Origin of the sequence: Pseudarthrobacter sp. efr-133-R2A-89 (genome assembly GCF_030209315.1) — a bacterium.
In the GTDB taxonomy this organism is placed as follows: domain Bacteria; phylum Actinomycetota; class Actinomycetes; order Actinomycetales; family Micrococcaceae; genus Arthrobacter.
On record NZ_JARVSE010000010.1, the window covers coordinates 367,371 to 381,024 of the forward strand.

15 protein-coding genes are annotated in these 13,654 nt (G+C 65.9%); 8 read left to right on the forward strand and 7 right to left on the reverse strand.

Annotated elements, in window-relative coordinates; translation table 11 throughout:
• Positions 1-61 precede the first annotated feature (61 nt).
• Positions 62-964 (reverse strand): glutamate ABC transporter substrate-binding protein, encoded by a 903-nt coding sequence (locus tag QRM95_RS17495; protein WP_285248741.1) that lies wholly within the window; start codon positions 962-964, stop codon positions 62-64.
• Between the two features lie 52 nt (positions 965-1,016).
• Positions 1,017-1,772: an amino acid ABC transporter ATP-binding protein gene (locus QRM95_RS17500; RefSeq protein WP_285248742.1), complete on the reverse strand. Its 756-nt coding sequence runs from the start codon at positions 1,770-1,772 to the stop codon at positions 1,017-1,019.
• Positions 1,773-1,876: 104 nt separating this feature from the next.
• On the opposite strand from QRM95_RS17500, the gene QRM95_RS17505 reads away from it, so the two are divergent.
• The 4 genes from QRM95_RS17505 (at position 1,877) to QRM95_RS17520 (ending at position 4,838) form a co-directional block, all read left to right on the forward strand.
• Positions 1,877-2,659, forward strand: a complete 783-nt coding sequence (locus tag QRM95_RS17505; RefSeq protein ID WP_133831014.1) for an LOG family protein — start codon at positions 1,877-1,879, stop codon at positions 2,657-2,659.
• A gap of 75 nt (positions 2,660-2,734) precedes the next feature.
• Positions 2,735-3,184 (forward strand): DivIVA domain-containing protein, encoded by a 450-nt coding sequence (locus tag QRM95_RS17510; protein WP_285248743.1) that lies wholly within the window; start codon positions 2,735-2,737, stop codon positions 3,182-3,184.
• Positions 3,181-4,437, forward strand: coding sequence for a putative hexosyltransferase (locus QRM95_RS17515; RefSeq protein ID WP_285248744.1), 1,257 nt, complete (start codon positions 3,181-3,183; stop codon positions 4,435-4,437). The genes QRM95_RS17510 and QRM95_RS17515 overlap by 4 nt, the downstream gene beginning before the upstream one ends.
• Before the next feature lie 233 nt (positions 4,438-4,670).
• On the forward strand, positions 4,671-4,838 hold the full coding sequence (locus QRM95_RS17520; RefSeq protein ID WP_009357720.1) for a DUF3117 domain-containing protein: 168 nt from the start codon (positions 4,671-4,673) through the stop codon (positions 4,836-4,838).
• 54 nt (positions 4,839-4,892) lie between these two features.
• Here QRM95_RS17520 and QRM95_RS17525 read toward each other — a convergent pair whose 3' ends face one another.
• Complete coding sequence (locus QRM95_RS17525) at positions 4,893-5,525, reverse strand: O-methyltransferase (protein ID WP_285248745.1); 633 nt, start codon at positions 5,523-5,525, stop codon at positions 4,893-4,895.
• Positions 5,526-5,754: 229 nt separating this feature from the next.
• Here QRM95_RS17525 and sigE point away from each other — a divergent pair, with 229 nt between their 5' ends.
• The 3 genes from sigE (at position 5,755) to QRM95_RS17540 (ending at position 7,687) form a co-directional block, all read left to right on the forward strand.
• On the forward strand, positions 5,755-6,369 hold the full coding sequence (gene sigE / locus QRM95_RS17530) for an RNA polymerase sigma factor SigE (protein WP_285248746.1): 615 nt from the start codon (positions 5,755-5,757) through the stop codon (positions 6,367-6,369).
• 7 nt (positions 6,370-6,376) lie between these two features.
• Positions 6,377-7,213 (forward strand): anti-sigma factor, encoded by an 837-nt coding sequence (locus QRM95_RS17535; protein WP_285248747.1) that lies wholly within the window; start codon positions 6,377-6,379, stop codon positions 7,211-7,213.
• A 69-nt stretch (positions 7,214-7,282) separates the two neighbouring features.
• Positions 7,283-7,687 carry a twin-arginine translocase TatA/TatE family subunit gene (locus tag QRM95_RS17540; protein WP_285248748.1) on the forward strand — a complete coding sequence of 135 codons (405 nt, stop codon included), beginning with the start codon at positions 7,283-7,285 and terminating at the stop codon, positions 7,685-7,687.
• Positions 7,688-7,695: 8 nt separating this feature from the next.
• On the opposite strand, the gene QRM95_RS17545 is transcribed toward QRM95_RS17540, so the two are convergent.
• The 3 genes from QRM95_RS17545 to QRM95_RS17555 all read right to left on the reverse strand — a co-directional run bounded on the left by QRM95_RS17545 (position 7,696) and on the right by QRM95_RS17555 (position 10,874).
• Positions 7,696-8,841, reverse strand: coding sequence for an Mrp/NBP35 family ATP-binding protein (locus QRM95_RS17545; protein ID WP_285248878.1), 1,146 nt, complete (start codon positions 8,839-8,841; stop codon positions 7,696-7,698).
• Between the two features lie 67 nt (positions 8,842-8,908).
• Positions 8,909-9,607 (reverse strand): DUF1003 domain-containing protein, encoded by a 699-nt coding sequence (locus QRM95_RS17550; RefSeq protein WP_285248749.1) that lies wholly within the window; start codon positions 9,605-9,607, stop codon positions 8,909-8,911.
• Positions 9,591-10,874 carry a magnesium transporter MgtE N-terminal domain-containing protein gene (locus QRM95_RS17555; protein ID WP_026265667.1) on the reverse strand — a complete coding sequence of 428 codons (1,284 nt, stop codon included), beginning with the start codon at positions 10,872-10,874 and terminating at the stop codon, positions 9,591-9,593. Before QRM95_RS17555 ends, QRM95_RS17550 begins: the two co-directional genes overlap by 17 nt.
• A 77-nt stretch (positions 10,875-10,951) precedes the next feature.
• On the opposite strand from QRM95_RS17555, the gene QRM95_RS17560 reads away from it, so the two are divergent.
• Positions 10,952-11,926 (forward strand): YflT domain-containing protein, encoded by a 975-nt coding sequence (locus QRM95_RS17560; RefSeq protein WP_285248750.1) that lies wholly within the window; start codon positions 10,952-10,954, stop codon positions 11,924-11,926.
• Between the two features lie 121 nt (positions 11,927-12,047).
• On the opposite strand, the gene QRM95_RS17565 is transcribed toward QRM95_RS17560, so the two are convergent.
• A complete protein-coding gene (locus tag QRM95_RS17565) occupies positions 12,048-13,622 on the reverse strand; it encodes an aminopeptidase P family protein (protein ID WP_285248751.1) in 1,575 nt (524 codons plus the stop codon).
• Between the last annotated feature and the right edge of the window lie 32 nt (positions 13,623-13,654).

A 13,654-nucleotide genomic window follows, 5' to 3' on the forward strand; every position in this document is an offset into this window, starting at 1 on the left:
GAATCGTCGCTTTCGACAGTGGAAGAGGGGGCGGCTGCGTGGCCGCCCCCTCAACTTTGGTTTAGTAGTTCTCTACCTTGGGCTGTTCGACCTTCGTGCCGGACTGGCCCAGAGTCTGGTCGTAGATCTTCTGCCACACAGAGTTACCGTCGGTGAACGTCTTGTTCATGAACTGGCGCAGCGCGGTGTCGCCCTTCTTAAGGCCGACGCCGTACTTTTCAGTGGTGAACGGCTGGCCGACTACCTTCAGGCTGTCCGGTTCCTGGGCGGCGTAGCCGAGCAGGATGGCCTGGTCCGTGGTGACAGCGTCAACCTGGCCGCTCTTGAGCGCCTCGACGCACTGCGAGTAGGTATCGAACTCGGTGGTCTTGGTGTCCGGGAAGTTTGCCTTGATGTTTTGGATCGGGGTGGAACCCGTGGCCGAGCAGACGTTCTTGCCCGAGAGGTCCTTCTCGCTGTTGATGCTGGAGTTGTCCTTCTTCACCAGCAGGCCCTGCCCGGTGACGAAGTACGGTCCGGCGAAGTCGATCAGCTGCTTGCGCTTGTCCGTGATGGAGTAGGTGCCCACGTAGTAGTCGATGTCGCCGTTGGTGATGGCGGACTCACGGTTGGCGGACGGAATCGGCTTGAACTCGATCTTGTCCTTGCTCACGCCCAGGGATGCTGCCATCCACTTCGCGATTTCGATGTCGAATCCGGTGTACTCACCGGTCGCTGCGTCCTTGAAGCCGAGGCCGGGCTGGTCCTGCTTAACGCCGATGCGGACCTTGCCGCTGGACTTGATCGCGTCGTAGGTGGGGCTGCCCGTGAGAGTGACGTTGTCAGCTACCTTGTACGGAGTTTCGTCCGCGCCGGAGGAAGCGGTGCTGCCGCCACCGGAACCACCACAGGCGCTGAGGGAAAGAGCCAGCGCCGCGGTTGCTGCGACAAACAATGGCTTCTTCCGGGTAAAGAAGTTCTTCATCGGGTACCTTTCATTGGCCGGCCGCCGCGGCGGCCGGAGGGGTGCGGGGTGCTTAGTGGGTGAGGAGCTTGGACAGGAAGTCCTTGGCGCGGTCGCTCTTCGGGTTGGTGAAGAATTCCTCCGGCGCCTCGTCTTCGACAATCTGGCCGTCGGCCATGAAGACCACGCGGTCGGCAGCCTTGCGGGCGAAGCCCATCTCGTGGGTGACCACGATCATGGTCATGCCTTCCTTGGCCAGCTGCACCATGACGTCCAGGACCTCGTTGATCATTTCAGGGTCGAGAGCGGAGGTGGGCTCGTCGAACAGCATGACCTTCGGCTTCATTGCCAAGGCACGGGCAATCGCGACGCGCTGCTGCTGGCCGCCGGAAAGCTGGGCGGGAAGCTTCGGCGCCTGCTGGCCGACACCGACGCGCTCCAGCAGGGCCATGGCCTCTTTTTCAGCCTCCGCCTTGGACGCTCCCTTGACCTTGATGGGTCCAAGGGTGACGTTTTCAAGGATGGTCTTGTGGGCAAAAAGGTTGAAGGACTGGAAAACCATTCCGACGTCGGCACGGAGCTTGGCCAGCTCCTTGCCTTCTTCGGGCAGGACCTTCCCGTCGATGCTGATGGTTCCGCCCTCGATGGTCTCCAGGCGGTTGATCGCCCGGCAGAGGGTGGACTTACCGGAGCCCGAAGGTCCGATGACCACAACAACCTCGCCCTTGCGGACCTGGAGGTTGATGTCCTTCAGAACGTGCAGCTGGCCGTAATGCTTATTTACGGCGTTCAGGGAGACGAGGGCATCGCCGGGCACATGAGTAGTCATAGGAAAGAATCTAGCGAACAACGGTGGGTTATGACGCCAATCACCCCAAGTTCATGCCGATCGTGATTCAAGAGATACCTGGAGTTGGAGGTTAGCCTAGGGGAATGAGTACCAACGCTGATCCGGCCAAGACCACCCAGCCACGCCGCAAAGGGCCCCTTGAACTGCGCCGCAAGCAGGCGGCCGTGGAAATGTCCGACCAGCATCTGCTCGATACCAAAGGTCCCGGCCAATTCGTCCACACCGACCCCTGGCGGGTCCTGCGGATCCAGAGCGAATTCGTCGAAGGATTCGGTGCGCTGGCGGACATTGGAAAGGCCGTCAGCGTTTTTGGTTCAGCCCGTACCAAGCCCGGCAGCAAGTACTACGAAATGGGTGTCGAAGTGGGGCGCAAGCTCGCCGAGGCCGGCGTGGCGGTCATCACCGGCGGCGGTCCCGGATCCATGGAGGCGGCAAACCGGGGAACGGTGGAAGGCAACGGCGTCTCCGTTGGCCTGGGCATTGAGCTGCCCTTCGAGCAGGGCCTGAACCAGTGGGTGGACCTGGGCATCAACTTCCGCTATTTCTTCGCCCGCAAGACCATGTTCGTCAAGTACGCGCAGGGCTTTATCGTGCTGCCGGGCGGCCTGGGCACCCTGGATGAGCTGTTCGAAGCCATGGTCCTGGTCCAGACGCGGAAGGTGACGTCCTTCCCGATCGTGCTCCTCGGCGTCGAATTCTGGGGGCCGATGATCGAATGGATCCGGGGCACCCTGGTGGCCGAGGGAATGGTCTCGGAGAAGGACCTTGACCTGATCCAGCTCGTTGACGATCCCGCCGAAGCGGTGGACCGTGTGCTTCACGTCGCCGTGACCCCGTCCCTGAACGGTGAGCAGCGGCCGGAGTAGTACACGGACCACGGCCTGGTCCGGCTCCGAGCCGTGGGCCACGGACCGGCGGGATGGATCTGGCACGATGGGACTGTGAGTTTCTTTCTGGTATTCCTCGCCGTCGTCCTGGTGGCCGCGGTCCTGTGGGCCGGACTGGGCCGGCGCTCCCGCGGTACCGGGTTGCCTGCACTGCTGGGTGCCGGACTCGAGGACCCGCCCGCCAACCTTCCACCGGTGCTGCTGCCCGCACACGCCGGACCCGAAGACGTGGACCAATTGCGGTTCTCGCTCGGGCTGCGCGGCTACCGGATGGACCAGGTGGACCAGGTCCTGGAGGACCTGCGGGACCAACTCGCCGCCAGGGACCGGGAAGTTGCGGAGCTCCGCAGCCGGCTGGCCGCGATGGAAAGCGACGTACCGGAACAGGATTCCGACGCCGGCCCGGCCGCCCCCGCGGACACGGCACCGGCTGACCCAAGCTCCTCCGCGGACGCGGGAGCGGCCGCCCGCGGGACCGCCGTGCCGGGGACGGGCGGCCCGTGAGCACGGTGGACCGCCGCAGCCCCTTGGCGTCTGCCCACAATGCCGCACTCCGGGCTGCCTCCGCCGTCCGCGGCTGGCCGTGGTGGATCCAGACCACTGTCCTGTATGCCGCAGCCCGCCTGGTCTCGGCGTGCATCTTCATGGCCGCCGCGCTCCACCAGGGCGTCAACCCCTGGTTCCCGCCGAAGCCGGACTACTGGAATTTCATCAACATCTGGGATGCCCGCTGGTACGCCCAGGTCATCGCCAACGGCTACCCGTCCGTGCTCCCCACGGATGCCGCCGGAAACGTGCAGGAAAACACGTGGGCCTTCTACCCGCTTTTTCCCGCGCTGGCCGGCGGGCTCAGCCACCTCACCGGCATGAATTCCGCCGCCTCGCTGACCGTGATCGCCATGCTGGCCGGCTGGGGCGCCGCGTTGCTGGCCTACGTCCTGTTCCGGCAGAGGGCGGACCATGGCCAGGCGATGTGGGGCGTCGCGTTCTTTTCGACCTTTCCCGTCTCGGCCGTGCTGCAGGTGCCGTACGCCGAACCACTGTCCCTCCTGCTGCTTGCATGGGCCCTCCTGCTGGTGCTGCGCCGCCAGTACCTGTGGGCCATGCCGGTGGTGTTCGTGCTGTGCCTGTCGCGGCCCGTGGGCGTGCCCTTCGCGGCCATGGTGGGCCTGCTGCTGGTCTGGCGCGCCATGGACCGCCTCCGGGGCGGCACCGTGCCGGGAACGGAAGAAGAACCCCACTCGGTGCGGGACCTTGCCGCGCTGACCGGGCTTACCGCCGTCGCGGGTGTGTCCGCACTGGTCTGGCCTGCTGCCGCGTGGGCCGCCACGGGTGACCCCCAGGCCTACACCAAAACCGAGACGGTATGGCGGGGGCAGGACCTGGTGCCTTTCAAGCCCTGGTTCGATACCGGCGTCGAACTTTTCGGTCCCGTCCTTGGCCTGCTGGCGCCGTTGGTCTTCGTGGCGCTGTTCGGCGTGATGCTGTTCCTCCCCCCGGTAGTGCGGCTCGGAGCCGAACTCCGGCTGTGGTGCGCCTGCTACATGGGCTACCTGCTGATGTTCCTCCACCCGCAGACCAGCACGTTCAGGATGCTGCTGCCCCTGTTTCCGCTGGCCCTGGGCGCCGTCTTCCTGTCCCGGTCCCGGGCCTACCGCGGGACCGTGTTGGCCATGTTCGTACTGTTGCAGATCGTGTGGATCGTGTGGCTGTGGGCCTGGGCCCAGCTGCCTGGCGGCGGCGATTATCCGCCCTAGCAGAAGGGGCTTCCGTGCAGGTCAGGCCGGGAATGCCCGGCGCACGGAAATGTCCATCGATTAGCTACGTGCGGGTAAATCCGCGATAATAGTAAGTAAGCAAGGACACAAGCATCCAGAAAACGCGCAGCCTCGGCGGGGGAAGCACCACCCCGCCACAGCCGCTTGATCGACATGCGGACCCAGCCCGCCCGGGCTGATCAGTCCTGGAACAAAATGGAGGGGAATTCCTCATGGCGGCTATGAAACCACGTACCGGCGACGGCCCAATGGAAGTCACCAAGGAGGGCCGCAGCCTGATCATGCGCGTCCCGCTCGAAGGCGGCGGGCGCCTCGTGGTCGAGCTGAACGCTGCCGAAGCAGCCAACCTCAAGGAATGCCTGGTAGGCGTCACCGAATAGTCGTGCCGGACAGGGTCCGCGGTCTCGCGCCGCGGACCCTGTCCTGTTCCCGGCCTACTTCTTGACGGCGACCAGCAGGCCGTCGCCGGTGGGAAGCATCGCCGACGCCAGCCTTTCGTCGTCGCGGATTGCCCTCCCCACCTGGCGCAGCACCACCGTAGTGGCCTCGCGGCCGGCCGGGTTGGCCACCTTGTCCTTGTCCAGGGCGTCATTGATAATCAACAGGCCCGACCTCTTGAGGAGCCGGATGGCCTGCTCCACGTAGCCGGGCAGGCCGGGCTTGTCGGCGTCGATGAAGACCAGGTCATACGCGCCGTCCGTAAGGCGCGGCAGGACATCGCCGGCACGGCCGGAGATGGTGCGGGTGCGGTTGGCCGGGCTGCCGGACTCGGTGAACGCCTCGCGGGCCGCGCGAAGGTGTTCGACGTCCACGTCAATGGTGGTCAGGACAGCGTGCGGGCCAAGGCCCCGCAGCAGGCAGACGCCGGAGACACCGGCGCCGGTACCGATCTCGACGGCGGTCTGCGCCTTGGACGCGGCAGCAAGAACCGTCAGGACCGCGCCGACACCAGGGCTGATGGCACTCACGCCCAATTCAAATGAACGTTCCCGGGCCCGAAGCATAACCTCATCCTCAGCGGGCAGATCTTCTGCATAGGACCAGCTGCTGGACTTGTCGGCGCTCATGAATTATCGCTTTCTGGGCGTGAAGGGGGAATGTCCCCTTTAGCCTACTGTGTCCGGCCCTGCCGGCCGGGGAAGAGGGTGTTGCGCCGAAGGCTGAAGTTACCCTGCGGTCAGGAAATTCCCAGCGAAGTTTGACATGATTGGAATCCGCTCATCCAAAAGGTGACCGGCGCCGAATCAGAGATGTCAACAGTATCCGGGCGTTAGCATTCCACGAGGGGAGTGGACGATGTCATCTTCAGTTGTGGCACCTGTCCCTGCAGTCAACAATCCCGATGATGAGTGGGTCCGTCCCACCTGGGAAGAAGTGGTCACCAATCACTCCGCGAAGGTCTACCGGCTGGCCTACCGCCTGACCGGGAACAAGTTCGACGCCGAGGACCTCACCCAGGAGGTGTTCGTCCGCGTCTTCCGGTCACTGGAAAACTTCAAGCCGGGCACCCTGGACGGCTGGCTGCACCGCATCACCACCAACCTGTTTCTCGACCAGGCGCGCCGGAAGACGCGCATCCGGTTCGACGCCCTGGCGGAGGACGCGGAGTCCCGCCTGCCCGGCCGCGAACCCGGCCCCGAGCAGAGCTTCGAGTTGAACAACCTGGACCTCGATGTCCAGGCCGCCCTGGAGGAACTCCCGCCGGACTTCCGTGCCGCCGTCGTCCTCTGCGACCTCGAAGGCCTGTCCTACGACGAAGTGGCCGAGGCGCTCGGCGTCAAACTCGGCACCGTCCGTTCCCGTATCCACCGCGGACGGACCATGCTCAGGGAAAAGCTGGCACACCGTGACCCGCGCCCGCAGCAGGGACGCCGCAAGCTCTCCATTCCGCGCATCGCGGGCATCCTCTGATCGGCGCATGAAGTCCCAGTTTCCTTTCGGCGGCAAGCACCAGCGCTCCGGCAGCCACCTCGAGGCATGCCAGGAGTGTGCCGCCACTGTCCGCCGGGAACGGCAATACCTTGAGCGCCTCCGCCAAGCGCCGGTCCCGCCCGCCAGCGAGGACCTGACGGCACGGCTTCTGGCGCGCACCCACGAACTCGCGGCGCAGCCTGAAGCCCCCGTTGGCCACGCCGGAAGCCGGATGGCTGCCCGGGCCTTGGCGTTCACCGCAGGAGGGACCATGGCGGCAGCCGGCGTGCTCGCCGTGGGGGCGTTCACCGCTGCGGGGGATCCGGTGGCGGGGGAACCCTCCGGAACGGAGGCGGCGTTTTCCCACGTTTCCTCGCAGACCCCAACCGATGGCCGCCCGCTGGATACCGCCCAACTGGCCTCGCTGCGGTCCGAAGGCTGGGCGTGCCCGGAACTGCAGGCCATGGGATTCCACCTCGAAACCGCCCGGGCGGTGCTGGTGGAAGGACAACCGGCGGTGGAGCTGCACCTCACCGATGGTGCCCACCACGCCACCGTCACCGAACAGCACCCGTCCAACCCGGGTTCCGGCACCTCGCAGGCGTGGTCCATGTCCCCGGCGTCCGCGACCTACCGCACGGCCGGCCTCACCATCACCTACCGCTCGGACCTTCCCGCGGGGCAGGCCGATGACGCCCTTCCGATCCTCAAGAACGTCGCCGATGCCGCAACGGAGGGTGTTGCGGCCGCCGTTCCAGAACAGTCCGCAGGAAAGTCCGGGGAGCCGTTGGAATCACGGCTGGAGCGCGGCATCAGCAAGATCGCTGCTCTGTTCACCCCGTGACGCGGACTGTTTCCACGTTAGCTGGACGGGAATCGTCACTGGCAGCCCGGAGAGGGTAATCTTCCTAAAGTGTTTGGTATCAACGGCCCGGAATTCATCATTCTGCTGATCATCGGAGTTCTCGTGATCGGCCCCCAACGGCTGCCCGAATATACCCAGAAGCTGGCAAACCTGGTCAAGGAAGTCCGCCGTATGGCGTCCGGTGCCCGGGAGCAAATCAAGGAAGAAGTAGGCATCGACATCGACGATGTCGACTGGAAGAAGTACGATCCCCGCCAGTACGATCCCCGCCGCATCATCAAGGAAGCGCTGTTCGACGACGATACCAAGCCCGTCAGCGCGGGAGCCCCGGCCGCGGTGGCTGCGGTGTCCGGCGCGGCAGCCGTGGCCGACGCCGCCCCTGCCCGACCTGAGCGGGTTGTGGAGCGGCTCGCACCGGGCGAAACCGCTCCCTTCGACACCGAAGCCACCTAGGGCGCTCGTCAGCGGGGCTGGAGTCCCAGCTTCATCCCGGCAAGGCCCCGCGGTGTGGCGGCAAGCTGCGCAGCAATACCTGCCAACGCCACGCCTGCCGCGGATTCGGGCTTGCCGAGCACGATCGGAACGCCGGCGTCGCCGCCCTCGCGAAGTTGGATGTCCAGTGGAATCTGGCCCAACAGCGGCACCGGGACGCCGAGCGTGGAGCTGAGCCGCCCGGTGAGGACCGTCCCGCCACCGCTTCCGAACAGTTCCATCCGGCCGCCGTCGGGCATGTCCAGGTACGACATGTTCTCAATGACCCCGGCGATCTTCTGGCCCGTCTGGGTCGCGATCGCACCGGCGCGTTCGGCTACGTCCGCCGCCGCAGCCTGGGGCGTAGTCACCACCAGGATCTCGGCCTTGGGCAGCAACTGGGCCACCGAAATGGCGATGTCCCCGGTCCCCGGGGGAAGGTCCAGGAAGAGGGCGTCCAGGTCGCCGAAGTAGACGTCGGTGAGGAATTGTTCCAGGGCCCGGTGCAGCATGGGTCCCCGCCAGGCGACCGGTTTGTTGCCGGTGACGAACATGCCGATGGAGATGACCTTCACCCCGTAGGCAACCGGGGGAAGGATCATGTCATCCACCTGGGTGGGAGCCTGGGAGATGCCCATCAGTGCGGGCACGGAGAAACCGTAGACGTCCGCGTCCACGATGCCCACGCGCAGGCCCCGGGCAGCCAAGGCAGTGGCAAGGTTCACGGTCACCGAGGATTTTCCCACCCCGCCCTTGCCGCTGGCCACCGCATACACCTTGGTCAGCGACTCGGGCTGGTTGAACGGGATGGTGCGTGCGCCGCCGGGCCCGCGCAGCTTCTCCTTGAGGGCATCCCGCTGGGCCTGGTCCATGACCTTCAGGTCCACGTCGACGGCGGTGACGCCGGGGACCGCGGACAGGGCCTTGCGGGCATCGGCGGTGATGGTGTCCCGCAGCGGGCAACCCGCAATGGTGAGCAGGACAGCGACGGTGACCCGGCCGTCGTCGGACACCCGGACGGAGTCCACCATCCCCAGTTCGGTGATGGGGCGGCGGAGCTCAGGGTCGATAACGGTTGCCAGGGCTTGGGTGACGGCCTGGAGCAGCGGGGAGTTGCTGGATGGTGCCGGATCCATGGGGGCGCTCACGGGAGGGGCCTCGGCTTTCGTGCTGGTGCGGTGAAGTGCGGCCGGATGATCCGGCCTAGCGTTCGTTGGTGGAATGGCCGGGCTTGACCCGGGGGATCTGCTGGGTGCGCGGGCCACGCTGCCGGTCCCTCTGCTCACGCAGTTTGTCCTTCACCTTGTCCCGTGGTGACTCGTGGGAACCGTGGCCGGAGTCGTCGTGCGTCCGGAGTTCCTCCTGGGCTTCCAGCATGTCCTCCAGGAGCGAGCGCAACTCTGCCCTGACGTAGTCACGGGTTGCTACTTCACGCAGCGCGATCCGCAGGGAGGCCAGCTCCCGGGTGAGGTACTCGGTGTCGGACAGGTTGCGTTCAGCGCGCTGCCGGTCCTGCTGCAGCGAGACGCGGTCGCGGTCATCCTGGCGGTTCTGCGCGAGCAGCAGCAGGGGGGCCGCGTAGGAAGCCTGCAGCGACAGCATCAGGGTCAGCAGGGTGAAGCCGAGGTCCCTCGAGTCAAATTGCCACTCGACGGGCGCCCAGGTGTTCCAGCCCAACCAGAAGATGCAGAACACCGTCATGTAAACCAGGAACTGCGGCGTGCCCATGAACCGGGCGAAACCCTCGGTGGCGTGCCCGAATGCGTCCGGATCCGGCTTGAACTTGGGCAGGATCCGCTGACGGGCGCTTAGGGGTGTGTCGAGGCTGCCTTTTGCTTCAGCGTTGGCCAGGTTCCGCTGGCTGGGGTTCTTCGAGGCGCTGTTATCAGCCAATGCGGCCACCGAGCTTTCTTATCGGGGCTTCGCCATCATGGGCGCGCCAGTCGTCCGGCAACAAGTGATCCAATACGTCATCAACAGTCACCGCCCCCACAAGCCGGCCGGCGTCGTTGACCACCGGAAGCGAATTGAGGTTGTAGGTGGCCAGGGTCCGGGCCACCTCACTGATGTGGGCTTGGTCTGACAATGGCTCGAGGTTCTTGTCCACCAGGTTGCCCAGTGCCTCGAAAGGCGGGAAACGGAGGAGCTGCTGTATGTGCACCACGCCCAGGAAGCGGCCGGTGGGGGTCTCGAGTGGCGGCCGCGCGATAAAGATCGACGACGCCAGGGCGGGGGAGAGCTCCTCCCGCCGCACGTGGGCCAGGGCTTCGGCCACCGTGGCTTCCGGTGGCAGGATGACCGGCACCGGAGTCATGAGGCCGCCGGCCGTGTCCTCGTCGTATTCGAGCAGGCGGCGGACGTCCTCGGCGCCTTCGGGTTCCATCAGCTGGAGGAGTTCCTCGGCCTGGGCGGAGGGGAGTTCGCCCAGGAGGTCGGCGGCGTCGTCGGGGTCCATTTCCTCAAGGACGTCGGCGGCGCGCTGGACATCCAGCGCGGAGAGGATTTCCACCTGGTCGTCCTCGGGAAGCTCCTGGAGGACGTCGGCCAGCCGCTCGTCCTGCAGTTCGCTGGCCACCTCGAACCGGCGCTTGTCGCTCATCTCCTGCAGTGCCTCGGCAAAGTCGGCGGGCTTGAGGTCTTCGTGGTTGGCCACGAACTGCGTGGCGGCCTGCGGCTCGGTGCGTGGTCCCTGCTGGGCGTCCGCCCAGTCAATGATCAATGTTTCATTGCGGCGCAAACGGCTCAGGGGGGACAGCGAGTGGCCGCGCCGGACAAAGAGCTTGCTGACGAACCAGTCGCGGGACCGGTGCTGGTCGATCGCGATGTCCTCGATGGTGGCGTCGCCGCTGCCGTCGCGGAGGGTCACCCGCCGGTCGAACATCTCGGCTACCACCAGTGTTTCGGCACCACGCTGTTCGAACCGGCGCAGGTTGACCAGGCCGGTGCAGATAATCTGCGTCTGGTCGATTGAGGTAATGCGCGTCATGGGCACGAAGACACGCTTCTTGCCCGGCACTTCCACCACGATGCCCACCACATGTGGGGCGCCCTGGGTCCCTCTGGACAGCACAACGACATCGCGCAGCCGGCCCAGGCGGTCGCCCAGGGGGTCGAAGACATCCAGGCCCAGGAGGCGTGCCACGAAGACACGGGTAGGTGTTGTGCTCACCACTACAGGCTACCGAGTCTGCTCTCTTTTAGCTGAATTTACAGGCAGCACCCATCTTGATGGGCAAGAATGGGTGTATGTCCAACATTTTTGGTGCTCCCAAGACCGGCGGTCCCACCGGACCGGATGACGCCCGGGCCGTACCCACCGGTGACACCGTAGGGTCCTACACCTCCTACCTCGACGCCCAAAAGGCGGTTGACTACCTCGCGGACCAGCAGTTCCCGGTCCAGATGGTCTCCATCGTGGGCAACGAACTGAAGATGGTGGAGCGGGTGACGGGGCGCCTGAGCTACCCCCGGGTGGCCCTTTCCGGAGCACTGAGCGGCATGTGGTTCGGCCTCTTCGTCGGCGTCATGCTGTCCTTCTTCGCGCCTTCGCCCGGCTACTTCTCGATCATGACATCGGTGCTGATGGGTGCGGCTTTCTTCATGCTCTTCGGCATCGTCACCTACGCCATGCAGCGCGGCAAGCGGGACTTCACCTCCACCAGCCAGGTGGTGGCCACGAACTATGACGTCATTGTGGCCCCCGAGGCAGCCCATGAGGCCCGGCGCCTGCTGCAGCAGCTGCCGATGTCCCGTTCCGACGCGGCGTCCGGACACGGCCCGTATACCCAGCATGACTACTACAACCAGCCGACCCAGCAGCAGCACCAGCCGGGGCAGGAACAGAACCCGGGCCAGGGCCCGGCCAGGCCCGCAGGGTGGAACGACCCCTACGGCCAGCGGCCCACTGCTTCACCGGCACAGGACGGCCAGGGATACCCGGGCGCCGGGAACCCGCAGCAGGCCGCCGGGCAACAGTACGACGATGGTCAGCCGGCGCAGCCGGTCCGAACCGTGCGGTACCCCGACCTGCCGGACGGCCGGCCGCAGTACGGAGTCCGGCTTCCGCAAGGCCCCGCGACTGACGCCGCGCAGCCCGGCGAAGCCGCCCCGGAACACCCGCATGAGCCGGCCGCCCAATCCGCCGCGGGCCACAACCCGGAGCACAACGCAGGGCAGTACGGCCAGGATGAGGACAGCCACCGAAGCGGCAACGGACAATAGGGCTGCCGCCTCCGCAGGCACTCCGGTCTTCCTGGCGGCACGCGCAGGAAGACGGCGATACAAAAGAGCGTGGCCACCGGACCCAGTCCGGTGGCCACGCTCTTTTGTATGTGTGCCCGTGTCAGGCTTCTTCGGTCCGGTAAATGCCGGCCATCCAGGTCTCGACGTCTTCAACCTTGCGGGGCAGGGCGGCGCTGAGGTTAACGGGGCCGTCGGCGGTCATGAGGATATCGTCCTCGATCCTGACGCCGATGCCACGGTATTCCTCGGGGATCGCCAGGTCTTCCGCCTTGAAGTAGAGGCCCGGTTCAATCGTGAAGACCATGCCTTCGGTGAGGACGCCGTCCAGGTAAAGTTCCCGCTTGGCCTGGGCGCAGTCGTGCACGTCCAGGCCGAGGTGGTGGCTCGTTCCGTGCGGCATCCAGCGGCGGTGCTGTTGGCCCTCGGGGCTGACCGCTTCCTCAACGCTGACGGGCAGCAGGCCCCATTCGGCGAGGCGCTCGGCCAGGACCGTGGTTGCCGCGGTGTGGATGTCGCGGAATTTCGTCCCCGGCTGCGCGGCGGCGAAGCCCGCGTCCGCGGCGTCCAGGACTGCCTCGTACACTTTGCGCTGGACAGCGGTAAAGGTGCCATCGGCCGGAATGGTACGGGTGATGTCCGCCGTGTAGAGCGAGTCAGCCTCCACACCGGCGTCCAGGAGCAGGAGGTCGCCTGCATGGACCCGGCCGGTGTTGCGTGTCCAGTGCAGCACCGTGGCGTTGTTGCCGGAGGCCGCGATGGTGTCGTAGCCCAGTTCGTTGCCCACCTCGCGGGCGCGGGCGAAGAACGCACCCTCCACCACACGTTCGCCCCGGGCATGCGTCAATGCACGGGGGAGGGCCTTCACAACTTCCTCGAATCCCTCAACCGTTGCGGACACGGCGATCTTCATCTGCTCGATTTCCCATTCGTCCTTGAGCAGGCGCAGTTCGGAGAGCGCTTCGCTGAGCTTCTCGTCCAGGGCGTCCAGGGCCTCAAGGTCCAGGTTCTCCGGATCCTTTGCCGTGTTGTACCGGGCCGTATCCACCAGGGCGTCGATGTTTTCGTCCACCTTGCGGACCAGGCGGATGGAGATTCCGCCGATCTCGGGAGCGCCGACATCCTTGGTGATGGCTGTTTCGAGCTGGTCGATGTGCGCGGTGGGCAGCCCCAGGCGGGCCTGGAACTCCTCGAGGGTGGGTCGTGCCCCGATCCAGAACTCGCCGGAGCGGGAATCGGCGTAGAACTGTTCGGTGTCCCTGCCTGCCAACGGCCGGAAGTACAGGGTGGCGCGGTGGTTGCCGCCGTCGTCGCCGTTTCCATCCTCCACCGGGTCCAGGATCAGGACAGCGTCCGGCTCGTGGTCCAGGCCGAGGCCGGTCAGGTGGGCGAAGCCGGAGTGCGGGCGGAAGCGGTAGTCGCAGTCGTTGGAGCGGACCTTGGGCGGTCCGGCGGGAATGACCAGCCGTTCGCCCTTGAAGAGGGCGGAGATTGCCTTGCGCCGGGTTGCGGCGTAGCCGGCGACGGCGTCGCGCTGGGGGAGTTCCTGGCTGGACGGCGCCCAGTTGCTGGCCATGAAGGCCTTGAAAGCGTTGGAACTGGGCCGCTGCGAGCGGTTGTTGACGCGCTCCTCCAGCGGCTGGGAAGCAGAGTTTTGGGTGTTATCGGCATCGTTCACGGCACCATCGTCTCACCAGCGTCGCGGCTAAG